General features: G+C 36.1%; 21 protein-coding genes and 1 other RNA gene. 10 read left to right on the top strand and 12 right to left on the bottom strand.

Annotation, left to right across the window (positions count from 1 at the left end):
- Window positions 1-56: 56 nt before the first annotated feature.
- Window positions 57-3,080 (bottom strand): tetratricopeptide repeat protein, encoded by a 3,024-nt coding sequence (locus tag ACOH2D_RS15475; RefSeq protein ID WP_348034819.1) that lies wholly within the window; start codon window positions 3,078-3,080, stop codon window positions 57-59.
- Between the two features lie 176 nt (window positions 3,081-3,256).
- A complete protein-coding gene (locus tag ACOH2D_RS15470) occupies window positions 3,257-3,439 on the bottom strand; it encodes a hypothetical protein (protein ID WP_449535787.1) in 183 nt (60 codons plus the stop codon).
- Between the two features lie 68 nt (window positions 3,440-3,507).
- Here ACOH2D_RS15470 and ACOH2D_RS15465 point away from each other — a divergent pair, with 68 nt between their 5' ends.
- The 3 genes from ACOH2D_RS15465 (at window position 3,508) to ACOH2D_RS15455 (ending at window position 6,319) form a co-directional block, all read left to right on the top strand.
- Entirely contained in the window at window positions 3,508-4,194 is a 687-nt protein-coding gene (locus tag ACOH2D_RS15465; RefSeq protein ID WP_348034820.1) for a cell division ATP-binding protein FtsE, read from the top strand.
- A 281-nt stretch (window positions 4,195-4,475) separates the two neighbouring features.
- Window positions 4,476-5,372 carry a glycosyltransferase family 2 protein gene (locus ACOH2D_RS15460; RefSeq protein WP_449535786.1) on the top strand — a complete coding sequence of 299 codons (897 nt, stop codon included), beginning with the start codon at window positions 4,476-4,478 and terminating at the stop codon, window positions 5,370-5,372.
- Window positions 5,342-6,319 (top strand): glycosyltransferase family 2 protein, encoded by a 978-nt coding sequence (locus ACOH2D_RS15455; protein ID WP_449535785.1) that lies wholly within the window; start codon window positions 5,342-5,344, stop codon window positions 6,317-6,319. The genes ACOH2D_RS15460 and ACOH2D_RS15455 overlap by 31 nt, the downstream gene beginning before the upstream one ends.
- Here the strand turns inward: ACOH2D_RS15455 and ACOH2D_RS15450 are convergent.
- Window positions 6,299-6,697 carry a sugar 3,4-ketoisomerase gene (locus tag ACOH2D_RS15450; RefSeq protein WP_348036148.1) on the bottom strand — a complete coding sequence of 133 codons (399 nt, stop codon included), beginning with the start codon at window positions 6,695-6,697 and terminating at the stop codon, window positions 6,299-6,301. The genes ACOH2D_RS15455 and ACOH2D_RS15450 overlap by 21 nt on opposite strands.
- Window positions 6,687-7,529 carry a glycosyltransferase gene (locus tag ACOH2D_RS15445; protein WP_449535784.1) on the bottom strand — a complete coding sequence of 281 codons (843 nt, stop codon included), beginning with the start codon at window positions 7,527-7,529 and terminating at the stop codon, window positions 6,687-6,689. The genes ACOH2D_RS15450 and ACOH2D_RS15445 overlap by 11 nt, the downstream gene beginning before the upstream one ends.
- Window positions 7,530-7,585: 56 nt before the next feature.
- Between ACOH2D_RS15445 and ACOH2D_RS15440 the strand changes: the two genes are divergently transcribed.
- Window positions 7,586-8,725, top strand: a complete 1,140-nt coding sequence (locus tag ACOH2D_RS15440; RefSeq protein ID WP_348036150.1) for a glycosyltransferase — start codon at window positions 7,586-7,588, stop codon at window positions 8,723-8,725.
- Here ACOH2D_RS15440 and ACOH2D_RS15435 read toward each other — a convergent pair.
- The 6 genes from ACOH2D_RS15435 to typA form a co-directional block, all read right to left on the bottom strand.
- The gene (locus ACOH2D_RS15435; RefSeq protein ID WP_449535783.1) at window positions 8,722-9,297 is read right to left on the bottom strand and encodes an acyltransferase; all 576 of its coding nucleotides are present in this window, start codon (window positions 9,295-9,297) and stop codon (window positions 8,722-8,724) included. The genes ACOH2D_RS15440 and ACOH2D_RS15435 overlap by 4 nt on opposite strands.
- Complete coding sequence (locus ACOH2D_RS15430) at window positions 9,294-10,592, bottom strand: O-antigen translocase (protein ID WP_449535782.1); 1,299 nt, start codon at window positions 10,590-10,592, stop codon at window positions 9,294-9,296. The genes ACOH2D_RS15435 and ACOH2D_RS15430 overlap by 4 nt, the downstream gene beginning before the upstream one ends.
- A 22-nt stretch (window positions 10,593-10,614) precedes the next feature.
- A complete protein-coding gene (locus tag ACOH2D_RS15425; RefSeq protein ID WP_449535781.1) occupies window positions 10,615-11,919 on the bottom strand; it encodes an O-antigen translocase in 1,305 nt (434 codons plus the stop codon).
- Window positions 11,920-13,044, bottom strand: coding sequence for a DegT/DnrJ/EryC1/StrS family aminotransferase (locus ACOH2D_RS15420; RefSeq protein WP_449535780.1), 1,125 nt, complete (start codon window positions 13,042-13,044; stop codon window positions 11,920-11,922).
- Entirely contained in the window at window positions 13,041-14,018 is a 978-nt protein-coding gene (locus ACOH2D_RS15415) for a GNAT family N-acetyltransferase (RefSeq protein ID WP_449535779.1), read from the bottom strand. Before ACOH2D_RS15415 ends, ACOH2D_RS15420 begins: the two co-directional genes overlap by 4 nt.
- A 197-nt stretch (window positions 14,019-14,215) precedes the next feature.
- Window positions 14,216-16,015 carry a translational GTPase TypA gene (gene typA, locus ACOH2D_RS15410; RefSeq protein ID WP_348037747.1) on the bottom strand — a complete coding sequence of 600 codons (1,800 nt, stop codon included), beginning with the start codon at window positions 16,013-16,015 and terminating at the stop codon, window positions 14,216-14,218.
- A gap of 464 nt (window positions 16,016-16,479) precedes the next feature.
- On the opposite strand from typA, the gene kdsA reads away from it, so the two are divergent.
- From kdsA to ACOH2D_RS15385, 5 genes are all read left to right on the top strand, one after another.
- Window positions 16,480-17,298, top strand: coding sequence for a 3-deoxy-8-phosphooctulonate synthase (gene kdsA, locus ACOH2D_RS15405; RefSeq protein ID WP_348037745.1), 819 nt, complete (start codon window positions 16,480-16,482; stop codon window positions 17,296-17,298).
- 11 nt (window positions 17,299-17,309) lie between these two features.
- Window positions 17,310-18,173, top strand: coding sequence for a hypothetical protein (locus ACOH2D_RS15400; protein ID WP_348037743.1), 864 nt, complete (start codon window positions 17,310-17,312; stop codon window positions 18,171-18,173).
- A 2-nt stretch (window positions 18,174-18,175) separates the two neighbouring features.
- The gene (locus ACOH2D_RS15395) at window positions 18,176-18,640 is read left to right on the top strand and encodes a GNAT family N-acetyltransferase (RefSeq protein WP_449535778.1); all 465 of its coding nucleotides are present in this window, start codon (window positions 18,176-18,178) and stop codon (window positions 18,638-18,640) included.
- 18 nt (window positions 18,641-18,658) lie between these two features.
- The gene (locus tag ACOH2D_RS15390) at window positions 18,659-19,126 is read left to right on the top strand and encodes an SRPBCC family protein (RefSeq protein ID WP_348037739.1); all 468 of its coding nucleotides are present in this window, start codon (window positions 18,659-18,661) and stop codon (window positions 19,124-19,126) included.
- A gap of 491 nt (window positions 19,127-19,617) precedes the next feature.
- Complete coding sequence (locus tag ACOH2D_RS15385; RefSeq protein WP_449535777.1) at window positions 19,618-21,522, top strand: TlpA family protein disulfide reductase; 1,905 nt, start codon at window positions 19,618-19,620, stop codon at window positions 21,520-21,522.
- A 570-nt stretch (window positions 21,523-22,092) separates the two neighbouring features.
- On the opposite strand, the gene ACOH2D_RS15380 is transcribed toward ACOH2D_RS15385, so the two are convergent.
- Together ACOH2D_RS15380 and ACOH2D_RS15375 are read right to left on the bottom strand one after the other, a co-directional pair.
- Entirely contained in the window at window positions 22,093-23,310 is a 1,218-nt protein-coding gene (locus ACOH2D_RS15380) for an NAD(P)-dependent oxidoreductase (RefSeq protein ID WP_449535776.1), read from the bottom strand.
- A 207-nt stretch (window positions 23,311-23,517) separates the two neighbouring features.
- Window positions 23,518-24,387 (bottom strand): DMT family transporter, encoded by an 870-nt coding sequence (locus ACOH2D_RS15375; protein WP_348037733.1) that lies wholly within the window; start codon window positions 24,385-24,387, stop codon window positions 23,518-23,520.
- 384 nt (window positions 24,388-24,771) lie between these two features.
- On the opposite strand from ACOH2D_RS15375, the gene ssrA reads away from it, so the two are divergent.
- Window positions 24,772-25,167: a transfer-messenger RNA gene (ssrA, locus tag ACOH2D_RS15370) on the top strand.
- Window positions 25,168-25,712: the final 545 nt, after the last annotated feature.

Below are 25,712 nucleotides of genomic sequence, written 5' to 3'. Positions count from 1 at the left end.
AATCCCACTCTGTCCTGCGGACATCTCTCCCAAAGGGAGATAAAATGGCATTCTAATTAATTTTGATCAGCTCTGATTGATGAATTTGTTTTTGCTTCTTGCGCTTTGATGGCGCTTAGTTGTGCTTGTGCTTCCTGAACGACATCTTTAAATTCCGGAAAGTTTGAAATCACGCTTTCCAAAATATAAGTAGCCTGAAAAGCATCTTTTAAAGCATAGAAGTTTTTAGCCATTAACACCAGACCTTTAGCACTGAAATATTTATAACTTCCATAATCCTTAGCTAATTTTTGAGCGGTAGTGTTAGAAGCCTCATAACTGCCTTCCTTATTTTTAAAGTAAGCGCTGTAATACAGGGCTTCAGCGGCCAAAGCACCAGTAGCTATTTTTTCAACCGTGGCATACGCAGTTTTGGCTTTCGACTCATTGCCGGTTTTTATAGCGGAACGTGCAATAATTATCTGGGCGTCACTCTTCACTTTATTGTCAAGTTTTGAACTCGACAATACTTTTTCAGCATAACGTTCAGCATCACTATATTTTTCCTGCTGATAATAAGCATTCATTAAATTGGATTGGGCGTAAATGATGTTCTGCGGATAATCGGCTTCTGTTTCTAATTGCTTTAATAACGGAATGGCTTTATTCCATTGGGAAGCGTTCAAAAAAGTTTCGGAGAGTTTCACGATGGCTTGCTCCGTATATTCGCTTTTAGGCTTAGAAACCACAAACTCATAATGGGGCTGTGCATTTTCTGGCAATGATTTTTTAGAATACAATTCTGCCAAATAAAAATGTGATTTTAAAGCATGAAGTCCATTGGGAAACTGACCTAAATACCCATTGAACTGTTTGATAGCATTGTCGGTTTTATTTTCCATATACTGCTTTTCTGCTGCCAAATAAGTAGCATTATCCAAATCAGCATCAGAAACCTCAAAATAATCTAAGGTTTTTACCCAAGCCGCATATTCTGCCACGCGTCCTGTATCAATATAAATCAAACGTGCTGTAGCCACTGCTTGTACTGCCTCTTCACTGTTCGGAAAGTTTTTGGCAACATCTTTAAACTTGCTCAATGCTTTCTCGTTCTGACTTGCGTTATAATAAATTAAGCCTTGTCTCAAAATTGATTTTGAATGGAACACTGAATTCTTGTATTCCGTATTCAATCGGTCGTACATGGCGATAGCTTTATCGTTTTGATTGGCTTTTACATACGAATTTGCCAATTCATACATCGCATCATCACGTAAAGACGATTTTGTGTATTTATTGATAAAATTGTTCAACTCTTGGATTTTGGTATTCCCCTGTCCAATATAACCGTAGCTCATCGCCTTTTGGAAATCGGCATAATCGGGTTCAATTTGTTTTAAAGCAATGGCTTTATCGTAGGCACCTATCGCATCTTTATAATCTGAAGACACGAAATAACCATCTCCTAATCTCAAGTAAGCATCATTCAAACGTAATTTGTCTTGCGTTTGTTGATTGACAAAAGCTTTAAAGTGCTCGGTCGATTTTGTATAATTCTTCTGCTTGAAATAAGTATAGCCCAAATTATAATCAATGTTGGTCATTTCAGGCGTTTTTGCAGCTTCACTTTGCTGTTTAAATTGTCTGAAACCGATCAATGCCTCATCATAGTTTCCGATTTCATAATCTGTTTCAGCTTTCCAAAAAGTTGCTCGTGCGGTAAACTTTGGATCACGTGGTTCCTTGATAGCTTTTTCAAATAAGGATCTTGCTTCCTTATAATTCCCTTCATTATAAACTTCAATGCCTCTGTAAAAAGCTACTTTTTGAAGCGCTACTTTATTTTCGAAACTGTTTTTACCTTCCAACAACCTTAAAGCTTCCCTGTAGTTTTTTGAAGTGATATAGGAGTCAATCAATAAGGTTTCAATTTCTGATTTGTTAGAATTCTGCTGATATTTATCTAAATAACTGGTCAAAACCTGCGGCACAGATTGGTATGGATTCCCGATTTCATAACTGAGCTTTGCATAATTCAACCAAGCATCTTCCTGAATTCTGAGATCATAATCCATTTGAGAAGCATTTCTAAAAGCATTCAATGCTTCCTGTTTCTTGTTCAAATTCACATAGCTTTCTCCTAAATGGTAATAGGCGTTTTGTGCGACACTATTGTTGCCTCCAACAATTTTATTGAATTCTGAAATCGCTTTTTCAAAATCATTTTGTTTGTAATACGCGTAGCCCAATTGGTAATAATCGGTATTGCTCCATTTCCCTTTAACTCCGTTATAGGCCGTTAAATACGGAATGGCTTCTTTATACTTTTGGAGATTAAAATAACTTTCTCCAATGATTTTAGACAATTCAGATTTTTCACTGGCATTGCTCTTTTTCATTTGCGCCTGAGCAAGCTCAATGGCTTTTTCAAATTTGCCAAGTTTAAAGTTCAAATCTGCTTGATAATAAGACAGTTTTTCCTGATACTTTTCATTATCGCTTACCTGCTCAAAATATTCATTGGCACGATCATAATCGTCGCCTTCATAAGCCATAAATCCAATATAATATTTGGCTTGCGAGCCATATTCCTTGGAGTTTAGCACGCGGTTGAAGTATTTTTGCGCTTCCACTTGGTCCTTAGTAGAGTACAAACTGTAGCCGTAATTGAAGGAGAACTTATCGCGCTCGGCCCTGTCCATGCTGCCTTCATCAACTTTATCATACCATTTTCTGGCATAGGAATATTTTCCGTTATCAAAATAATAATCGGCTACATCCAAAAAAGCACTATTGCGCTTGGTACTCGTTGGATATTTCTCAACAAAATCTTCAATAAGTGCGTCTGCATTTATTTGATTCAGTCGCACCGCACAGTTGGCGTAGTAGTAAGTACAATCGGCCTCCAGCTGTTGATCGTCGGTGGCGTCCTTTACTTTGTCAAACATACTTTGCGCTGCCTGATATTGTTTGTTATTATATAAAGTCAATGCTTTTTGATAATCGACCAGCTCGTTGGTATAAGTTGCCGATTGTTGTGCGTAAGTGTGCCCTATAAGCAATAGGAAACTTACTAAAAGTGAGAGTTTTTTATTAGTCATTCAGTCCAGTTTTATTTTTAGCCGATCAAAGATACTTGAATCTTAAGCCTATAACGAAGGAAAGATTATTTAATTATAAACGAAGTTATTAAAAGAATAGTCTGCAGTATTCAGTGCTCAATTGGCAGTTCCAAGTGCTAAGTAAATCAGACTTTTACAATTAAAACGACCATTTCTTATATATCGTTTTTATTATTTTCCTGAAATCCACACATTGGCGAGATTATGTTTGTGTTTTCTTTGAAAAAACCCACCATTTGTACTAAAATGGATTTTAAGCCAGACATAACAACCATGCTCCAACTGATCACTGCCAACTGAAGACTGCCAACTGAAGACTGCCAACTGTACCGACTCATTTCCAAAATATTTGATAATTGCATATTAAAATAATACATTTACCACTCTTAAAAACTCACATACAAAAATGTCTCAAACTGTTTTAGAATTAAAGGATGTTTCCATATACCAAGGGGATAGCATGGTGTTGTCTGAAGTTAATGTAGAAATGCAAAAAGGCGATTTTGTTTATCTTATCGGAAAAACGGGAAGTGGAAAAAGCAGTTTTATGAAAACGCTTTATGGCGATTTGCAATTGACTCATGGTGAAGGTCATGTTGTAGATTTCGATTTGAAAACTTTAAAAGAGAAGGACATTCCGTTTTTAAGACGCAAGTTGGGTATTGTTTTCCAGGATTTTAAATTGTTACCTGATAGAACGGTGAACAGTAATTTAGAATTTGTATTGAAAGCCACTGGTTGGAAGGACAAAAACGAAATCAAGGAACGCATTGAAAACGTCCTCGACAAAGTCGCCATGAAAACCAAAGGCTTTAAGTTTCCACATGAGCTTTCAGGTGGTGAGCAACAACGGATTGCAATTGCGAGAGCTTTATTGAATGACCCTGAACTTATTTTGGCCGATGAACCTACAGGAAATTTGGATCCGCAAACCAGTATTGAAGTCATGGAGGTTTTGCGCGAAATCAATAAAAACGGGAATACCATTTTAATGGCAACTCACGATTATGCGCTTCTACTACGTTACCCAAGTAAAACCTTAAAATGTGATGAGAACAAGGTTTTTGAAGTGGTGCAGCGGAAAAGCATTTAATAGAAATCATAACTGAAAAATCAAAATATGTCCTAATTTATTTTTATTTTCTTCTCGGATAAAGAATGCGAATACAAAACATCAGTCTAAAGAAATCTTTTTAATCACTTCCAAAGCTATAATTTTTAAGTCACTTGGTTAATTTGTTTTCAGGATCAACATACTTTCCATTTAAAATGACTGCCAATCATTTTTATATTTATCGCAAACAATCCAAATCAATGAATTCAAGTCGTGGTTTTCTCTTTTAAAAACGTACTTTTAAGTTCTATAATTTTGATATGATTTCAGTTTTAATTCCCGTATACAACTCCAGTATTATCCCTTTAGTTGAAGAACTCCACAAACAACTTGAGGCCAGTAAAACCATCTACGAAATAATTGTGTGGGACGATGGATCTTCTGAAGCTTTTTATCTTCAGAACAAGATTATCAACCATGTTCCGAACATCCATTACTTCAGATCAGAAAAAAATTACGGACGAACAAAAACCAGACAACTTCTATATCAGAAATCTGTTTTTAATTGGTTATTATATCTCGATGCTGATGTCATTCCAAAATCTCAGGAATTTATTCAGAACTATTTAAACTTAACTTCCAAAGGTTACGATGCAGTTTACGGCGGCTGTGCTTACGGTAATATTCCGCCTAAAGAGTCTATGCTTTTACGATGGAAATATGGAAGAGCCAAAGAGGAAGTTGATGCAAACATCAGAAATCAAAAACCTTATAAAATTGTGGTTTCTGGCAACTTCATGATTAAAAGAAGCGTCTTTTCGGTAATCAATTCAAAGATTGTGGATTCTGGTTATGGGTTTGACATGTATTTTGGGGCCTTACTTAAAGCTAATCAAATCAAGGTTTTCCACATCAACAATGAGGTTTATCATTTAGGAGTTGAGTCGAGCACACAATTTCTATCAAAAACAAAAGAAGCAGTGAACACCTTGCTAAATCTTTATCAAAATGGGAAAATCACAAGTCATGACAACAGCTTATTGCACCTATTTATCTCTTTAAAAAAGAGCAAACTATGTGGTCTTTTTAGCACTATTTATAAAAAATCACATAAAAGAATGGAGCGTAACTTATTGGGTAAAAATCCATCCATAGCACGTTTTCAATTGTATAAAATATCATATATGTGTTTCAAATACAAGAATCACAACTCATAATGACACCTTTTTTCTCTATAATCATTCCTCTCTATAATAAGGAAAAGCATATCAAAACCACTATTGAAAGCGTCCTGGCACAAACTTTTCAGGACTTTGAAATCCTTGTGGTAAATGACGGGGCAACGGATAAAAGCAGAACGATTGTTGAAGATATTACAGATGGTCGGATTCAGTTATTTTCTATTGAAAACCAAGGCGTATCCTACGCAAGAAATTACGGGATTGAAAAAGTATCATCAAATTTGATTGTATTTTTGGATGCCGATGATTTATGGACAACTGAGCACTTAGAAAATTTAAAAAAACTTTACGAGACCTTTCCAAACTGCGGACTCTACGCCACTGCTTACGTCAAAAAAAGCAACCAAACTATTATTCCTTCGGTGTATCCAAATATTCCAACTATAAAAAACTGGATGGGTATTGTTGATGATTATTTTAAAAGCAGCGTCATCAACAGTGTTGCTTGGACTTCAGCAGTCATGATCCCAAAATCAATTATAGATGTTGTTGGAAATTTCAATGAAAATATTACGTTAGGTGCTGGCGAGGATACTGATTTATGGATCAGAATCGCTCTAAAACACCCTGTAGCTTTCAGCAATAAAGCAACAGCCATTCATAATTTACATACCGACAATCGCATCTCTAATTCCAATACCAATCAGCGCAATTTCATTAATTTAGATGTGTACGAAAACGCCGCTAAATCCAATCCTAGTTTAAAGAAATATTTAGATTTAAACCGATTCTCCATCGCCATTCAGTATAAGTTGGTTGGGAATGATGAGAAGGCAAAACATTTGATTGATGCAATGAACGTTGCCAATTTAAATGCAAAGCAACGCGCTTTATTAAAATTGAATCGTACTGGTTTAAAAGTAGCCTTGAAGGTAAAAAGCAAACTTCAGAATTCAGGGATTTTATGGAGTAGTTTTAGATAATTTGAAGTGCTCATAATCTCTTATGTAATCGGCTTCATCAAACACATCTGACGCCAAGACTAAACACACTGAACCAGATGAAAAGTTTTGCAACTCACGCCAAACCATTGTAGGAATCAATAATCCTATATTGGGTTTATTGAGCATGACCGTCTCCTTTTTTGCTCCGTTGTCCAATATCACTTCAAAACTTCCACTTACCGCGATCAATAATTCGTATTGTTCTTTATGGGCATGGCCACCTCTATAAGCACCGCTAGGAACATCATATAAATAATAGACACGTTTGATCTCAAAAGGAAAAGTCTGATTTTCAATAACTGACAGATTTCCTCTTGGATCCTCGATTTTAGGTAGTACTATTAATTTATGAGTCATGGATTTTATCGATTTCCCCGGATTTGCTCAGCGCTTTATATTTTGCAATTCCTTTTAATCCTATTCTAAATTTAGAGGACATTTGACTGAAAGTAATATAATCATTTCGATATATAAATAAAACATACTTCAGCAACCAAAGATAACTGAAATTGCCATAAAACCGATGTGCTACAGCTGACCTTGCAAATATGCCGTTGTCACTGCCCATAAGTTTTCCTGAATTTTCATTAGGATGTTGTACGATAACCTGAGACACATGAATCATTTTCAGACCTTTATTATAAGCATTTCGCAGAAAAACATACTCCTCTTCCCCTTTAAAGAATGCACCAAAACCAAAATGTATATTATAAAAAACACTGTTTTTAAGATAAATATCCCTTCTGAAAGAAATAACCCATGTGTAAATCTTTTTTAATGATTTTTGAGAGTGAATCCCCTCGGACGGATAATTGGTGTACTTATGCTGATCCTCATCAATCGCTTCAAAAGAAATCATCGCGGCATCTGGGTGTTTTAGAAAGGCATCTGTAATGATACTTTTGAGATTAGGTTGATAAACAATGTCGTCATCTGCCATCAAACAAATATCACAAGTTGCACTTCTAATGGCAAGGTTTCTACTTTTGGCAACCCCAAATTCAAAGCTATTGATAACCTTTATTTTATCAGAATCAGAAACAAGCTGTTTGTCGGGCGTAGTTTGGTTAACGATTAAAATACTAAAATCTTCGTGACTATTATTCCTGAACATGTCCCATAGAAAATCCAAAGACGTCCGACACATGGTTGCCACTAGAATTTCAACACTAGGAAACTTAACTTCCATTCTTAGTCTTAATACAGTTAGTATTTAATATTTTTGAGAACAAATGTAATTGTTTTATGCGGATTTTATTGGTTGGCGAATACAGCAGGCTCCATAATTCCTTAAAGGAAGGCTTGACAGCGTTAGGTCATGAGGTAGTATTGGTTGGCAATAGAGATGGTTTCAAAGACTATCCTGTGGATATTTACATTAACCATTCGTTTCAAAATAAAACACTACACAAGCTTAAAGTAGGCGTTTATAAACTGACAGGAATCGATTTGGGTAGTATTGAAATAGCTTATAAAGTCAAAAAAAAATTAAAGACATTACAAAATTTCGATGTGATACAACTCATCAATGAATCGTCTTTTCAAATCCAGCCCAAAGATGAAATAAAGTTAATAGAACTTCTAAAATCAAAAACTGACAAACTCTATTTACTGTCCTGTAGCTATGATCACACCAATGTGAAATTCATGCTTAATAACGGCTTTAAATACAGTGCAATAACACCATACTTAAAAGATAACTCTTTAAAAGATTTTTATAAATTTAAGTTGCATTATGTCAATAAGGAATTCACTTTACTGCATCAATATGTCTATGGTGTTTTTACTGGTGTCATAGCTACTGATATGGATTACCATTTACCTTTGATAGATGATGTAAAATATCTTGGTCTCATTCCAAACCCAATCAACACAAATAAAATTGTTTATCAACCTTTAACTATTGAGGGCAAAATAAAAATTTTTCACGGCATCAATACGCATTCTGCGCTCACAAAAGGCAATATATTTTTCACTGAGTCTTTAGAAATTATTGAAGAAAAATATGGTAATCAAATTGAAATTGCAACAACATCAAATATTCCTTATAAAGACTACATCAAATTATACGATGATTGCCATATTTTATTAGATATGGTATATGCCTATGATCAAGGTTACAATGCTCTCGAAGCCATGGCCAAAGGGAAAGTGGTCTTTACAGGGGCTGAAAAAGAATGGTTGGATTATTATGGCTTAAAAGAAGACACCGTTGTGATTAATGCCTTACCAGATGTAGATTATTTAGTCGAAAAACTGAGTTGGCTGATCGAACATCCTGAAAAGATTATGGAGATTTCAAAAAACGCGAGGGCATTTGTTGAAAAAGAACATGATTACAAAAATGTGGCACAAAAATATCTGGACACCTGGATAAAAAATTAAAGTAATTCCTTTAGGATTTTTGCAGGAGAACCACCGATAACCACATTGGCAGGAAAACTTTGAGATACTACAGTCCCAGCAGCCACAATACTATTCTCCCCAATAGTCACTCCCTTTAAAATGGTAACGTTACTCCCGATGAATACATTTTTTTCAATAATGACTTCCTTCGGATTGGGATCTGTTTGTTTGCGATTTGTTTTGTCCAAATCATGAAAATTACTGTCATAAATTGCACAGTTCAATCCAATAAGAACATCATCATTTATTATAATAGCCAGTTCTGAAACAGCGGTAAATTGATTATTAATGCTCACATTGTTTCCAAAACTTATCGATGAATTCTCTTTTCTAGCTTCAATATAGGCATAGGTATTATAAAACATTGGAGAGTCTAAAACCCCTATTCTGACGTTCTTACCAAAATTAATCTGACCTTTCCCATTCAAAACTACAGGCTGGATAGCCTTATAAGAACCTTTTACTTGATCATTGGTTGAAGCAATCTTGTAAAATAGCTTTCTGAAATACATGATTAATGCAACATATGTTAATTTTAACTTCTTGCTCATATTTCAAAATTTTGTTTGCCAAATAACAGTTTCTTAAAAACAATGATAATAACAACCGTATGGATCGCGAAGTTAACAAAATGCGCTATTACCGCACCCTCAACCCCATAAATATCAATAAAATAAATACTGGCAAAATATAAGACCAGGATTGAAAACAGTTCAATTCCTATAAAATAAACTACCATTTTTTTTGCAATGAGTTGATAGGCGATAACCGATGAAATGACCTTTAGAAAATCACCCAATAATTGCCACATAAAAAGATTTTCGACAGGTTGAAATTCTTCAGTAAATAAAACATAGACAATATGCGTTCTTAAAAAATAAATACAGACCAACCCAAGTCCAAAAACAGGAATCACAATTTTATAAAATTGAACGACTTCCTTTCTAAAATCGAATGCATTTGTTATTTGAGAAAATCGAGGTAAAATATATAATGCAAGTAAGGAACTTACAAACATTAAATAATAATTAGATATTCGTCTTATGGCTTCCCAAAAACCAGCCTCTCTCATACTGACATGGTCAATTAAATAATTTCGGATGAAAACAAAAACTATAGGAAGCACTGCGGCCGTAAACAAAGCCATTACGGAATAGGAACTGAAATTCTTGAGCACATTGAGCTTTACATGAGATAATTTAACGGTTTTAAAATAATGTCTGACATCAAAAAAACTAAATAGTGTTACAAAAAACAATAGCCCAGGAATCGTCACAGAAGCTATCAAAGCGCCCTCCAGTTGTTCTTTCCAAATCAGGAATAACGTCATTGAAAGACCTATAATCTGGCTGTAAATGTTGATCTTAACAAAGGCTTTGTATTTTGAAAGTCCATTAATTATCGCAGTCAACACTAAGTTGGCCGCATAAAACGGTACTGAGAACGCTAATATCTCTATGATAAACACATAGGACTCTTCCGAATCAAAAATCCAAGAACCTATGGTTTCAGCATTAAAATAGCAGAGTAACGAAATGATTAATGTCGTTACTAAAATGGTGGTGAACACTGTACCAATTGCTTCATTTAACTTGGTTCTATCCTCTTTAAATTCGGCAACATATTTAACGATACCATTTGAAAAACCTAAGGTTGAAAAAGATTCAATTGTGGTAATAAAATTTCTTAAATTCCCAATTAAAGCTAAACCCTCCACTCCAATAAATACCGCAATTGCTTTAGAAGTAATAAATCCAACGATTACCCTTATCAAAACAGCAATTGAATTAAATGATGCAGTTCTGAGAAGCAGATTTCGGTTTATATATTGCAATAGTCTTTTCAATACCTATTTGGTTTGATAGCGGTTAATCTTCATCAGTATTGGAAATCACCTTAAAAAGCGAACTTCCAAACAGTAATAAAATAATTCCATAATGCATCAAATAACTCACGAAGTGTCCCATAACGGCACCTTTAACTCCAAAAATATCAATCAAATAAACGCTTGACAAATACATGATAATTACTAGGAATACTTCAATAATGATAAAGTGAACAAACATTTTTTTAGCGATAAATTGATAGGCAATCACAATGGAAAGCACCTTGACAAAATCACCCAAAAGCTGCCAGAAAAAGAGATCTTGAGTGGGTTCAAAATCATCTGAAAAGATAAGCGGAACCAAAATTGAACGCAACAGATAAATTATAATTAATCCTATTCCAAATTTTGGCATTGCCGTTTTATAAAAACTAAAGATTTCCTTTCGGAATTCCTCTTTGGTCTCAATCTCACTGAATCTTGGTAAAAAATATAATGTCATCAGCGAATTGACAAACATCAAATAGTAATCGGAAATCCGCTGCATGGCTTCCCAATGCCCTGCTTCCTTTATGCCCACTTCATCGATGATATAGTTTCTAATCATGATGGAAACCATCGGAATTGCGATAGCCGTTACCAAAGCCATCACAGCAAAAGGTGCGAATTTTTTCAACACACCAAAACTGACATTGGATATTTTCACTGACGAAACCAAGCTGCGCTGGTTCACAAACCCGACAAACGTAATCAGTAAGATAAGCGACGGAGCGATAACTGCAGACAATAAGGCACCATCTATATTATATTGATAAATTAATAACAAGGTCACTGAAAGCCCCAAAATTTGACCAATGATATTGATGATGAGCAAAATTTTATACTTTGAAAAGCCGTTCATTATCGAAAAACTGAACATATTCAAGGCGTAGAATGGCAAGGCTAAAGCCATTATTTTAATGACATAAGCATAATTATAATTTTCAGAAAACAAGAAATCATTGATTTCTTTGGCATTATAATAACTTAGAAAAGCAACAAAAACCGTCGATGCAAATCCGAAATAATACGCGGTAGATAAGGTTTGACTTAATTTAAAGACATCATTTTTAACCTCTGAAATGGATTTGACCAGTCCATTATAGAAACCTAAAATTGAAAAGGTCTGTATAGCACTCAAGAAATTTCGGAGATTTCCAATAAGCGCCATGCCTTCCACTCCAATAAAAATAGCGATGGCCTTAGAAGTCAAAATGCCCGCAATTATTTTTGTGATGATGGTGGCTGTATTTAAGTTGGCCACCTTAAACAGCACATGGTCATTTATATAGTTGTTAAACTTTCTCACCTAATATGCATTTAAAACTTTAATAACCGTGTCCACTTCATCTTTCGTCATTACTGGACTTATCGGAATGCTAACGACCGATTTATGGATTTCTTCCGTAATCGGAAATGAATTCTGTTTTAACATAGATAGCGCCTTTTGTTGATGCGGTGGTATCGGATAATGGATCAAATACCCGATATCATGAGATTCCAAAAAGGCTACAAAACCTGAACGATCGGCAACCCTAACCACAAACACATGAAATACATGATCCTTGGTGTCACTGTAAAACGGCAACGTTATTTTTTTGTTTTTAATCTCTTGAAGATAGGTTTTAGCAATACTTTGGCGTTTCCTATTATCAGCATCAAGGTGTTTCAATTTGATATTCAAAAACGCCGCTTGAAGTTCATCCAACCGACTATTGAACCCAATAATCTCATTCACATATTTTGTTGAGCTTCCATAATTGCGCATCATTTTGAGCGTTTCGGCTAAATCGACATCGTTGGTCGTGACCGCTCCAGCATCTCCTAAAGCTCCCAAATTTTTACTCGGATAAAAGCTGAACGCAGCCGCATCTCCTAAATTCCCAGCTTTCATATTTATGGAATTTGGAATTTGAATATTCGAATTTGCAACCGCTCCATGCGCCTGAGCCGCATCTTCAATAACCAATATATTATTTGACTTTGCAATGGCGTTAATAGCTTCCATATCGGCCAACTGCCCATACAAATGCACCACTAAAATAGCTTTGGTGTTTTGGGTCATGTGTTTTTCTATTTCCTTTGGAGAAATAGTATAGGTTTCCAGATCTGGCTCTACAAACACTGGTTTTAAACCCGCGTTGATAATGGATAAAACAGACGCAATATAAGTGTTGGCAGGAACGATAATTTCATCATTATGCTGCAACTTCCCTAAATGGATAAAACTCCTAAAAATCAAGGTCAAAGCATCCAATCCGTTGGCGGTACCGATACAGTATTGAGTGCCACAATAAGTTGCAAAGTCAGATTCAAATCGTTCAACTTCGTTGCCTAAAATATAATTTGCAGTATCCAAGAAAAGCTTAAACTGTTCTTGAAAATCGGTTTCAAAACGCGCATTGATTTTATGGAGATCTAAAAACTTTATCATTTGAGAACGGTTTTTAATTCCTGATAATTTTTAGTCGCTATTTTATAAAAGTCCTGCGTTAGTGTTCGGGCTCCAAATCCTTCTTTCCAAAATTGAAGTCCTTTGTTAATATTTTTACCGTTATTTTCATTGGACGTCCCAAAATCAAAATACCGCTTATCCGCATAAACAGTATTGATCAAATAATCGTGTAAGCTATCTAAACTGCCTAACGTATTTTTATCATCATTCCCAGAAATATATTGACAGTGCGCAACGTTTTCCGTTTCAAAAATAGTAGCGCCCGCAACAATTTGATCGTCGTGGTAAACGTTGAATTGTTTTATGTAATTTGGAAATTTCTGCTTTAGATATAAAATTTCTTCCAGCGAATGCACCGGACTTGCGTCATGTTTCTTTTTCAAATTGCTCTTGAGAATTGAATTCCAAAACATTTCAAAATCATCATCATTTACAATTTTCAATTCGTGCTTATTGGCTCGTTTGACGCCTTCGAGACGGCTATTTGAAAACTTAAGTTTATTCTGAGTGTCAATTACTGAAAGTGTATCTCTTCTTACTAATTCGGCTTTTAAAATAAAATTCAAATAACGAATTTCTTCTGAAGGCAAATGGCAATAAATTGACGGGATTTCTTTGGTGTAAAGTGTGGAAATTTTTTCCTTATGCAAAAATCTTAAAAGCGCTTCAAAACTGTTCAAAACCACTTCAAACCTGACATCTTCTAATAATAAAAGTCCGCCATAAGTTAATCCCTGATGAGAATGCAATTCATTCCCCGATCTATTCGCTGGCAATAACGCAACCAATTTTTCTTTCTTAAAAACCATCAAGGAAAAGTCTTCAAACCGATCCTGATGGTACTCCATAAAATCTCGTTGAAATAAAAACGTAGCATTTTTGGATTGGGACACAAAGGCATTCCAAACAGACTTGAATTTAGGTTGGTAAATTTCAACTGAATAAAGGTTCAAGAGCAAAGCGGATTATGAGATATCATGATTCAAATTCGCTTCCAAAATACAATATTTTTAGTCAAGGCTTTAGGTTTGGCTTTAAATTAATCTTTTAAACCTAAACAATTCATCTTCTGTAGCGTTGGTTATAAAACACAAAAAAAGGAACTCCAAATGGAATTCCCTTTTTTATACTATTTCAAGTCTGGATGGACTTAGCTATTCTTAGTTCTTTTACGCTCAGTTTCGGTCAATAATATTTTACGGATACGTAAAAAATGTGGTGTAACCTCAACATATTCGTCCTTCTGGATATATTCCAAAGCTTCTTCCAATGAGAATTTTATCGCTGGGAAAATACGTGCTTTATCATCAGCACCTGAAGAACGTACGTTACTTTGTTTTTTAGTTTTTGTGACGTTTACCGCCATATCATCGCCACGAGAGTTTTCTCCGATCACTTGACCTTCGTAAATATCTTCTCCTGGCTCGACAAAAAACTTACCTCTGTCTTGTAATTTATCAATAGAATAAGGAATTGCTTGACCTTTCTCCATAGACACCAATGATCCATTTTGACGTTCTGGAATCCCTCCTTTTAGGGGTTGGTATTCTAGAAAACGGTGTGCCATAATAGCCTCACCAGCGGTAGCGGTCAACAATTGGTTACGCAAACCAATGATTCCACGAGATGGTATGTGGAATTGAAGTGTCATACGTTCGCCTTTAGCTTCCATACTCAACATTTCTCCTTTACGCAACGTTACCATTTCAATGGCTTTACCTGATACGTTTTCTGGTAAGTCAATGGTCATTTCTTCAACCGGCTCACATTTAACACCATCAATTTCTCTGATGATTACTTGTGGTTGACCAATTTGAAGCTCATAACCTTCACGACGCATGGTTTCAATCAAAACAGATAAATGCAATACCCCACGACCAAATACCATAAACTTATCGGCACTATCCGTTGCACTAACACGCAACGCTAAGTTTTTCTCAAGTTCTTTGTTCAAACGATCTTTGATATGACGAGAGGTTACAAACTTTCCATCTTTACCAAAAAACGGCGAATCGTTAATGGTAAACAACATACTCATTGTTGGCTCATCAATAGCAATTGTTTTTAATCCTTCAGGGTTTTCAAAATCGGCGATAGTATCCCCAATATCAAAACCTTCCAATCCAACCAAAGCACAAATATCTCCAGGTTGTACTTCATCTACTTTTTTACGTCCAACACCTTCAAAAACAAAAAGCTCTTTTACTTTAGATTTCACGATTTTTCCATCGCGTTTTACCAAAGAAATGTTCATTCCTGTTTTTAAAATACCTCGTTGTAAACGTCCAATCGCGATTCTACCTGTAAATGCTGAGTAATCCAAAGATGTGATCAACATTTGAGTAGTCCCTTCCTCTATTTCCATAGAAGGAATATGTTCTATAACCATATCCAACAAAGGCTCAAGAGAATCTGTTGGTTTTTTCCAATCGTTGCTCATCCAATTGTTTTTGGCCGAACCATAAACTACTGGAAAATCTAATTGCCATTCTTCTGCACCAAGTTCAAACATTAAGTCAAAAACCTTTTCGTATACCTCATCTGGTGTACAGTTTTCTTTATCGACTTTATTGACCACCACGCATGGCTTTAATCCTAAATCGATGGCTTTTTGAAGTACAAAACGCGTTTGTGGCATTGGGCCTTCAAAAGCATCCACTAAAAGCAAAACACCATCAGCCATATTTAATACACGTTCAACTTCTCCTCCAAAATCCGCGTGACCAGGAGTATCAATGACGTTAATTTTAGTTCCCTTATAGTTAACGGCAACGTTTTTAGACGTAATGGTAATTCCTCGTTCACGTTCCAGATCATCATTATCAAGAACTAGATCTCCTGTGTTTTCACTTTCTCGGAAAGTATGACAGAAATACATAATTTTATCAACCAAAGTGGTTTTACCGTGGTCAACGTGGGCAATAATTGCAATATTTTTTATTGTAGCCATATATATGGTGCGTTTTTTTCAGCGTGCAAATGTACGTTATTTTTTTTTATTAGTTCTCTCGAAGCTCCTGTATTTTTAAATTTCAGACCTTTAGTAGACGAATAATGCTAAAAATGATAACCCCTTATAATTCATTGAAAAATAAAACCTTAATAAACTTTTAGAATAGCACAGCTTATTTTTGATCGTAATAAAATATTTTTGTTCAAAACTGATGAACTTTTTCTGCCTTAAAATTTTGTTAGAATTGACTCAACATAATAATCACCTCTACCTTTACTTTTTTTGAATTAATTATCTGAAAGCATTCCAAAACAGTGTTCAATCGCATCGTCATTCCACCCGAATTTATAGCGTTTATGCCTTCATAAAGTTTTCTGATTCTATTATTGAAATTACATATCCATCGGACAAAACTCCACGCATTATTTTCCGTAACTTTGCATTTTTAAAATATGATACACATGAATCTTAACGACGTTCCGAAACTAAAACATATAGACGCAAATAATTTCTTTTTATTGTGTGGTCCATGCGCCATTGAAGGTGAAGACATGGCCTTACGCATTGCGGAGAAAGTGGTCACAATTACTGACAATCTACAAATTCCTTATGTTTTTAAGGGAAGCTTTAAAAAGGCGAATCGCAGCCGCATTGATAGCTTTACAGGCATTGGCGATGAGAAAGCACTGAAAATCCTTCGTAAAGTTTCTGAAACTTTTGACATCCCAACGGTTACCGATATCCACGAAATCTCTGATGCTTTAATGGCAGCGGAATATGTAGATGTGCTGCAAATTCCAGCGTTTTTGGTAAGACAAACAGATTTGGTGGTTGCTGCGGCAGAAACCGGAAAAGTTGTCAATCTCAAAAAAGGACAATTCATGAGCCCTGAGTCCATGAAGCACGCCGTTCAAAAAGTGAAAGATGCAGGCAATGAGAAAGTCTGGATTACCGATAGAGGCACAATGTTTGGCTACCAAGATATGATTGTTGACTTTAGAGGCATTCCTACCATGCGCCAATATGCACCAACGATTTTGGACGTTACCCACTCCTTGCAACAACCTAACCAAACTATTGGCGTGACAGGTGGCCGACCAGATATGATCGAAACCATTGCCAGAGCTGGTATTGTCAATAATGTTGATGGTTTGTTTATCGAAACGCACTTTGATCCAGCTAACGCTAAAAGTGATGGCGCCAACATGCTTCACTTAGATAATTTGGAAAAATTGCTCACTAATTTAGTGGCCATAAGAAAAGTAGTCAATACTTTATAAAACAGTTATAAATGTTTAAAAATTTTCAAACACCTCTTTTAGGTGTAATTCTTCTTTTGATATCATTCAAAAGCTATTCACAAGATTTCATTGAGCCTACTAAGTACACAGATTCTAACAAAGGCAAAGTTTTTGTGAGTTGGGGAGGAAACAGAGCAGCATTTACAAATTCAGACATTAGCTTTAAAGGCGTTGATTATGAGTTTACCATTAAGGATGTCACGGCTCATGACAAACCCAAAGGTTGGCATATTGATTATGTAAATCCGACACGTATGACCATCCCACAAACCAATTTTAAACTTGGCTATTTTATTTCGGATCACTACAGCATCGCAATTGGTTTGGACCACATGAAATATGTTATGGATGCAAACAAAAACAGAGTAATTGATGGTTATATTGATTTGCCTGCCGATGATGTTGGAGCCATATTTAATGGCATTTATGACAACAAGAACTTTTTGGTTTCTGAAGAATTTTTATTATTCGAACATACCGATGGGCTAAATTATGTGTATCTTGAATTCGCACGACATGATGATATTTCTTCATTATTCGGCATTCAAAATACCGATAAATTTCAAGTAAATATCACGGAAGGCGTTGGTGCCGGTATCCTCTATCCAAAAACCAACACCACACTTTTTGACAGAGACCGGTATGACGAATTTCATGTTGCAGGCTATGGTGTTTCAGTCGGTGCAGGTTTGAATTTAACCTTCTTCAAACACTTTTTTATTCAAGGCGATTTGAGAGGCGGCTATATCAATATGGGCGATATCAGAACAACACATAATCCTAGCGAAAGCGCTTCACAACATTTTTTCTATGGAGAAAGTGTTTTTAGTTTAGGTGGTATATTTAGAATATAATTATGATACAAATTAGACAGGCAACACTAGAAGATTTACCGGAAATCACAACAATTTTCAGGGATACCATTCGTGCCGTAAACAGTAAAGATTACTCCGAAAAACAAATTGAAGTCTGGTCATCAGACGCTGATAACCTTGAAGAATGGAAAGATCGCATTGAAAACCTCTACTTTCTGGTCGCTGAATTCAAAGGTCAAATTGCAGGTTTCGCGTATTTAAAAAACGGATTTCATCTAGATGGTCTCTATGTGCACAAAGATTTCCAAAGACGTACAATCGGCTCAAAATTACTTCGCATCATGGAATCGAGAGCGACGGCCAATGGCTATGAGGTTCTCAAATCAGACATAAGCATTACTGCTTTTCCTTTCTTTGACTCCCATTATTATGAGGTCGAAAAAAGACACAAGAAAAACTATAAAGGTTTGGCTTTTGAAAACATCATTGTTTACAGAGATTTGTAAGTTTCAATTAACGTCTGAATGCCTAAAATCCTTTTAAACACCTTAATAAAAGCAGATAAAAGCATCGTTTTTGATTTGGCCCGCAGCATTGATCTGCATAAAATATCTACTCGAAATTCTAATGAAACGGCCATTTCCGGAAAAACTGTTGGCCTCATCGACCTAAACGAATCCGTTACCTGGCGCGCCAAACATTTTGGTGTTTACCATACATTAACTTCAAAAATTACCGCATTCAAGGAACCAGATTTCTTTGTGGATGAAATGGTCTCTGGTGTTTTCAAAAGTTTTAAACATGAACATCATTTTAAAGATGCCAATGGCACCTTGATGACGGATGTGTTTGACTATACCTCTCCTTTTGGACTTTTGGGAAAATTAGCCGATCAATTATTCCTAAGAAATTACATGACGAAATTCCTTATAGAACGCAATCGCGTTATTAAAGACTTTGCCGAATCTGATCAATGGAAAACCATTATTTAAATAAGTAACGGAATCATAAGCATCTTGAGATTCACGATCAGTCTCTACCTTCGGAATTATAACGACTCTATTTGTTGAGTATCAATTTCAATCGCTTAAATCTCATAAAAAACGCTATCGTTAATTCGTTTTAAATGATAAGCTTTGGAATTCAGTATAAGATCACAACGTGATTTTAGACCTCAACTTTCGGCCCATATTCTGAGGTTTATAGGTGTGCTCATGAACATTTCTTCCCTAAAAAGTCAATCCGAATTTTCAGCATTCATAGGTCCCTATTTAAATTAATGCATCGCCATTCTTGGAATATCATGCATTTAATTTCATCTTTAAGTCAAAATCTGTACTTTTATTAGCACAAAAACCCAAACACTTCACATGAAACGCGCATCGCAAGATTTAAATACCCGAGGGAATGATTAAGATCAAACAGCACGCTTGTACTTAGGGAAGTCGAAGTATGACCATTGAAAAACAATAAATATAAACACATGAAAAAAATCTCACTTTATTTATTTTTAATGCTTTTGGCACTTTATTCCTGTAAACAGGAAGCAGAAAAAAAAGCTGAACCTCTTACGATCGGTCACTTGACCATCTCCAATGAGCATCCGAAACCAGGCGACCAATTAGAGCTCACTTATAAAAGTGACCAAGAGGTTGAAGCATTTTATGCCTATATGGTAGGCGACAAAAATTATCCGCTTGACATTGACTTTTCAGCTAAAGATGGCGAACAAAAAAGCTCTATAAAAATCCCGGATTCTGCAGTGGCATTGGCTTTTATCTTTAAAGTTGACGACCAATATGATAACAATAACAAAAAGGGTTATTTGCTGCCATTATATACGAAAGACGGCGATAAAATCCCAGGAAGTAGTTCTGCAATTGCCTATTATCCTATCAGATATGGGGAAGATTACGGAATTAAAGGCGACCCAACCACAGCTTTAAACACCATTAAATTTGAACTTGATGCTCATCCTAACCTAAAATCTACTTGGGAAGTGCCTTATTTGCAATTGGCTTATAAGAACGATAAAGAGGAAGCAAAAAAGCTGATTGATCAGTATGCGGCTTCACTCGGCAAAAAGCCGACTGTTTCTGAAAAGGAATACACTTCTCTTCTCCAATTTTATTCCATGATGGGCGAAGAGGCGAAAGTTGATTCCATAAAATCAATGACACTTGCAAAATTCCCGAAAGGAACTACTGCTAATTATGAGTTGATTGATCAGTTTCAACAAGAAAGTGATTTAGAAAAAAAAGCTGAAATCTTTAAGAAGTACTCTGAAGCTAATGCAAAATCAGGAAACTTAGGTGATTATATGGCTGGCACTTTGGCCAGAAACTATTATCAACAAAAGGACATGGCCAACTTTGATAAATATTTATCTCAAGTGGATGACAAAGCTCGTAGAGCCTCTACCTTAAACAATTTGGCATGGCCCTTAGCTGAAAGTGGAGAAAACCTAGATGAAGCAGAAAAAATGTCCAAAACATCGCTTGAGCTTATTACCGATTTACAGAAAAACCAAGACGATAAGCCTGAATTTTACACTAAAAAACAATATGATAAAAGCCTAAAATCATCGTATAACATGTTTGCCGACACTTATGCTTTTATTTTGTTCCAACAAGGGAAAATCAAAGAAGCCATTGCTTATCAGGAAAAAGCACATGATCATAAAGGACGGGACACTGAGGCGAATCAACGTTATATTGAATACTTAATTGCAGACAACCAATTTGAAACCGTTAAGGACAAAGCTGAAAGTTTCATTAAGTCAGGTCATGCGAATGAAAAAATCAAGGAAGCTTATAGGACGACCTATCTTAAATTGAATCCGTCAGCTACTGATGTTGAGGAAAACATGATCACTTTTGAAAAAGAAGCCTACGCTACACAAGTTGCTGAAATCGAAAAAACGATCCTTAATGAAGAAGCGCCAACCTTTACCTTAAAGGATATGAAAGGTAAAGACGTTTCTTTGGCCTCTTTAAAAGGAAAAACCGTCATACTAGATTTCTGGGCAACCTGGTGCGGTCCTTGTAAAGCATCCTTCCCAGGCATGCAGGAAGTCGTTACAAAATATAAGAATGATGATAAAGTCGTTTTATTATTTGTTGACACATTTGAAAGAGGTCCAAACAGAGAAAAGTTGGTTGAAGACTTTATAAAAACCAGTAAGTATGATTTTCATGTGGTTTATGATACAGAACTTGAGGGTAGCAACGCTTTTGAGGTGGCAGAAAAATATGACATCACAGGTATTCCAACCAAAGTCATCATTGGTCCTGATGGAAGAATGAAGTTCAAATCGGTGGGCTATAGCGGCTCAAACGAGAAACTGGTTAAAGAAATTGATATTATGATAGATATTTTGAAATCTTAATTTGAGGGTAGAAAAATAGAGGGTAGAAAATAGAGGGTAGAATTTAGAGGATAGAATATAGACTTTGTCGTAAGTTATTTAACAGAATGGACTTAGAAACAAACTCTGAAAAAACCTATCAATATAAGATGACTCGACTACTACTTGTTTTAAACGGATAACAATAGATTCAAATCTAAAAAGCCTGAGAATTGAATTTTCAGGCTTTTTAGATTTGTTTAATAATGGCTTAAAATGACAAAAGACTAGAGGACAAAAGACGTATGATAATAAGTATTACATGTTAAAAAAATAGCGCTACTAATCCTTGTCACCTAATTCCTCAGAAGTTAGACTAGACTTAATATCTGCGGGAAAAATATAAAGCGTTTCATATTCAAAAAGGTTATAACGCAGAGTTATCCAAATGAGGCACAAAGAGCCACAAAAGGCATCAATCTTAGATTAGTCAATAGATCAATTAACTAAAAACGGTCGACACTAATCAGGGAAGTTCACCAATCCCTCATTCCCACTACCTTCTACCCACTACCCTCTACCCACTACCCTCTACCTACTTCCCGCTACCCACTACCTACTTCCCACTAATTCCTCCTCCACATATTCCTGCAAATAGGCAAAGCGTTTGGTCAGTTCTCCGTTTTTTGTAATTCTGGCACGCTTCAGAATGCCGTCGTCGTCTTGATTAAAAAATGCTGGAATGACATGTTCAAGAAACATCTCTCCAAAACCTTCACTGGCGTCTTTTGGGAGTTCACAGGGCAAATTATCAACAGACATCACAGCGATCGCATCTTTAGCATCATATGCCACTTCTTTTTCGGTGACTGGATCATAACCATAAAATGGATCAACAATGGTAGAAGATCTTATGGTTGATGCTACAGGACCATCCACATCACAGCTAATGTCTGCCACAAGATTAATATTAAAATCAGGCGACTTGGCATCCTCTCGTGTAAACAGAAAAGGGGCGTCATTGCCATAAAAGTGTCCAGCTATAAACATATCCGTTTCTTTGGCATAAGCCATGAAATTACTTTCATATTTATAAGGATGCATATAAAACTCAGGCTTATTACCTACTCTTCCATCTTTGCGCTTGTTGTAATCCATAACATCGACCACACTAAACACGGGCTCAGAAAATTTTGATGTCAAATAAAGTCCTTTATCTATTTTCTTTATTTTCAAGTGATTGATGATTTCTTTTGCACCCCGAGCGACTTTTCCAGTTCCTGAAAGCAATATCTTAATAGGTGGAATAGTTATTTTATCCAATTCCGATTTTACTTCCTTCAAACAAGAAAGTGTTTCGACTTTTGGCAAATTGAACAATCCGTCTCTTAGGCCCAAGGCTCTAAACCCATTATAAGCCCCCACTAATCCCGCATAACGCCCAAAGCCAATTAAGCGTGTACCACTTTTTTTAACGATGGTTTCGTGATCTATCAATTCGATATTTTTCTCAAGAATGGCTTGGAGCAAATCTCTATTATGAGCTTGCTTTTTAATGGTATGTGAAAAGAAAATATATTTTTTATTCGGAATCAACGCTTCGATGGGCACTTCCTTTACGCCTAGCATCACATCGGCATCAGACACATCATCGGTAACCGTAAAACCCAATTTTTCATAAGCGGCATCTGGAAACACTCTCAGATCACTGGATTCTATTATAAATTCGGCTTCGGGGAATAAGGCTCTTGCTTCGGCTAATTTTTCTGGAGAAAATACGACACGTCTGTCAGGTGGATTTTTACGTTCTTTTATAATGGCAAATTTCATCAATAGATAGTCATTTTGTTAGGAAAATTGAATTTCAAGGAACTAAATCACTTCAAAAATCAACTTTTCACGAAAATAAGCCGATTTTGAAGTTTTAGCAAGCATTCCTAAATAAAAATCTTTGCTCCTCCGTTTCAATGTACTAACCTAGGCAGAAAATCCAATGCCATCGCCCATTTTTGGAGTGCAGATAGCTGCCGAAAGCTTTTAAACTTTTGATTTAAACAATGGCTTTTCATAAAATGTGAGTCGGATGCCGAATAGTAGAATGATGCCACCAATAACCATTTGCACCGAAATCAGCTCATCAAGCAACCACCACGCCAGAATTGACGCCAAGATTGCTTGTCCCAATAAACTGACCGACACACGCGTAGCACGCATATGCTTGGTAGCAAAACTAAGAAGCAACCACGCCAATAGTTGGCAGACGACTCCCTGAATCACCAATACCAACCAGCCCTCAGTAGAAAATCCACCAAAAGGTTCGCCCATGGCATAACTTAATAAGCCTAAAGAAACGACCGAAGAAAGCAGACTGACCATCATAAAGGTCATGATCTCCATTTCGCCCAAAACCCTTTTACTGGTTAACATATAAACGGCATAGAGCATTCCGGAAAGCACTCCAAAAATGAAGGCCAAATTAAAATCGAAGTTGAGAAACAAATCAAACCCTACCAAAAGCACCATCCCGATGACGGCCACAACCGTACCTATCCAAAAGTTACGCTTAGGCTTATCTTTCAAGAATAGAAAAGAACCGATTCCTACCCAAACTGGCGAAAGATTAGTCAACAAACTAGCTTGAGTTGCTGTGGATTGCTGAATGGCAATGTTCCAAACGCCCACATCCAATCCGAAAACAACCCCGCAAAGCACCGTAAGGAAAAACGTTTTTCGAGAGGTCACTTTAAACTTCTTGGTAATAAGCACATAGGGCACTAAAATCGCTGAAGCAATGACCATTCGGTAAAACGCAGAGATAAGCCCGGGAGTTAGATTTAACTTTACCAAAATTGGAAATATCGAAATACATATGATGCCGACAGCGAGTGCGATTCTTGGTTTTGTCATGACTCAGTCATTTAATTTTGAAGTTGCAAAAGTACGATTTAAGACGCCAAATCAATCATATTAAATTACTGCATTTTGATACTATATTATCATAACAAAACGGAAAATATCATGAAGGTGGAAGATATTTTACTGTTTATTTCCATAAAACTTACTGCACTTTTATTGAAAACGTCAATTTGACAGATAAGGAACCGATATTATTCTGGCATATTTTTTGAAATAAGTTATCCACATTTGCAGGGTTAGATGAAACTTTTTGGTAACTTTGCAAGCTGCGTTAGCGATTGAAGCGACATCCTTTTGCCTTTTCGGCAAAAGATATAGCGGAAAGCGCGACCCTTTTCGGGGAACGCCCAAACAATTAAAATTATCATTCTAAATGGGGTCGACTGGTTTTGACAGCGAGATTTATTGAACGGTAAGCACGTCGTGTAATGAAATTGAAACACGTAAAAGACTATTTCGAACTTTTAAACGGCGAGAATAACTACGCTTTAGCTGCTTAATCCGAATTACAGTAGGATTTGCTAATCCCTACTAGGTAGGGAAGCTAAATGTCTCTTGAAAGCCCTGGTCAGCGGCGGTCAGCTCAGAGACATCGTAAATGTTGACATAGGGAGCAAAGCGCTTTGATTTGCTCTTGAAACTAAAGAAGATAAGTTGTAAGTGGGTTGTCTTTAACCAGCTTGCAATCGAAAAAACAAGAAAAGAATAAACGTGAAGAAAGCCCTTTGGTAACTTGTTTGGACGAGGGTTCGAATCCCTCCGACTCCACAATCAATCACAACTGGGTTGTGATTTAAAACATAAGAAATCCGTCAAGCTTGCTTGATCGGATTTTGTTGTTTTAAAGCACCTGGACTGCAAGTACAGCCAGTTGTAGTTGCAGGATTGGAGTGAAAGAGAACAACGCAGTTAATCTCTCCGACTCCACCTTCGCTCGCCAGATAGAACTTAGAATATAGACCACTGCGTTGATAGAACCTAGAATATAGACCACTTACTTCGACTGCGCTCAGCACAGGCCGTTGATAGAACCTAGAATATAGACTTGTGTCGTAAAGCATTGAAAACATTGGGTATCAAACTCAAGACTGTTTCTAAATTTTCATTTTTTATAAGCGTTTCTAATAAAAAATAAATGAAGGGCATCGTTGAAAAAACTTTAAAAGCACTATGTATAGAAGGTTGCGCAAAGAATTTCAAGTTTTAATCGGACAACACCGTTTATAAATAAAAAGACTCCTCAGCTTTACACTATTATTATACGGATTTCAGAACTCAGTTCACTATACCATAAAGCTTTTAAATATATACAGAGT

Source organism: Gelidibacter sp. (assembly GCF_053579655.1).
This window is presented reverse-complemented; position numbering and strand designations above follow the sequence as displayed.

What these genes read in the sequence shown, in the direction of transcription:
- ACOH2D_RS15475 (WP_348034819.1), bottom strand. Translation starts at nt 3,080, where the DNA reads ATGACTAATAAAAAACTCTCACTTTTAGTAAGTTTCCTATTGCTTATA.
- ACOH2D_RS15470 (WP_449535787.1), bottom strand. Translation starts at nt 3,439, where the DNA reads ATGAGTCGGTACAGTTGGCAGTCTTCAGTTGGCAGTCTTCAGTTGGCA.
- ACOH2D_RS15465 (WP_348034820.1), top strand. Translation starts at nt 3,508, where the DNA reads ATGTCTCAAACTGTTTTAGAATTAAAGGATGTTTCCATATACCAAGGG.
- ACOH2D_RS15460 (WP_449535786.1), top strand. Translation starts at nt 4,476, where the DNA reads ATGATTTCAGTTTTAATTCCCGTATACAACTCCAGTATTATCCCTTTA.
- ACOH2D_RS15450 (WP_348036148.1), bottom strand. Translation starts at nt 6,697, where the DNA reads ATGACTCATAAATTAATAGTACTACCTAAAATCGAGGATCCAAGAGGA.
- ACOH2D_RS15445 (WP_449535784.1), bottom strand. Translation starts at nt 7,529, where the DNA reads ATGGAAGTTAAGTTTCCTAGTGTTGAAATTCTAGTGGCAACCATGTGT.
- ACOH2D_RS15440 (WP_348036150.1), top strand. Translation starts at nt 7,586, where the DNA reads ATGCGGATTTTATTGGTTGGCGAATACAGCAGGCTCCATAATTCCTTA.
- ACOH2D_RS15435 (WP_449535783.1), bottom strand. Translation starts at nt 9,297, where the DNA reads ATGAGCAAGAAGTTAAAATTAACATATGTTGCATTAATCATGTATTTC.
- ACOH2D_RS15420 (WP_449535780.1), bottom strand. Translation starts at nt 13,044, where the DNA reads ATGATAAAGTTTTTAGATCTCCATAAAATCAATGCGCGTTTTGAAACC.
- typA (WP_348037747.1), bottom strand. Translation starts at nt 16,015, where the DNA reads ATGGCTACAATAAAAAATATTGCAATTATTGCCCACGTTGACCACGGT.
- kdsA (WP_348037745.1), top strand. Translation starts at nt 16,480, where the DNA reads ATGAATCTTAACGACGTTCCGAAACTAAAACATATAGACGCAAATAAT.
- ACOH2D_RS15400 (WP_348037743.1), top strand. Translation starts at nt 17,310, where the DNA reads ATGTTTAAAAATTTTCAAACACCTCTTTTAGGTGTAATTCTTCTTTTG.
- ACOH2D_RS15395 (WP_449535778.1), top strand. Translation starts at nt 18,176, where the DNA reads ATGATACAAATTAGACAGGCAACACTAGAAGATTTACCGGAAATCACA.
- ACOH2D_RS15390 (WP_348037739.1), top strand. Translation starts at nt 18,659, where the DNA reads ATGCCTAAAATCCTTTTAAACACCTTAATAAAAGCAGATAAAAGCATC.
- ACOH2D_RS15385 (WP_449535777.1), top strand. Translation starts at nt 19,618, where the DNA reads ATGAAAAAAATCTCACTTTATTTATTTTTAATGCTTTTGGCACTTTAT.
- ACOH2D_RS15380 (WP_449535776.1), bottom strand. Translation starts at nt 23,310, where the DNA reads ATGAAATTTGCCATTATAAAAGAACGTAAAAATCCACCTGACAGACGT.
- ACOH2D_RS15375 (WP_348037733.1), bottom strand. Translation starts at nt 24,387, where the DNA reads ATGACAAAACCAAGAATCGCACTCGCTGTCGGCATCATATGTATTTCG.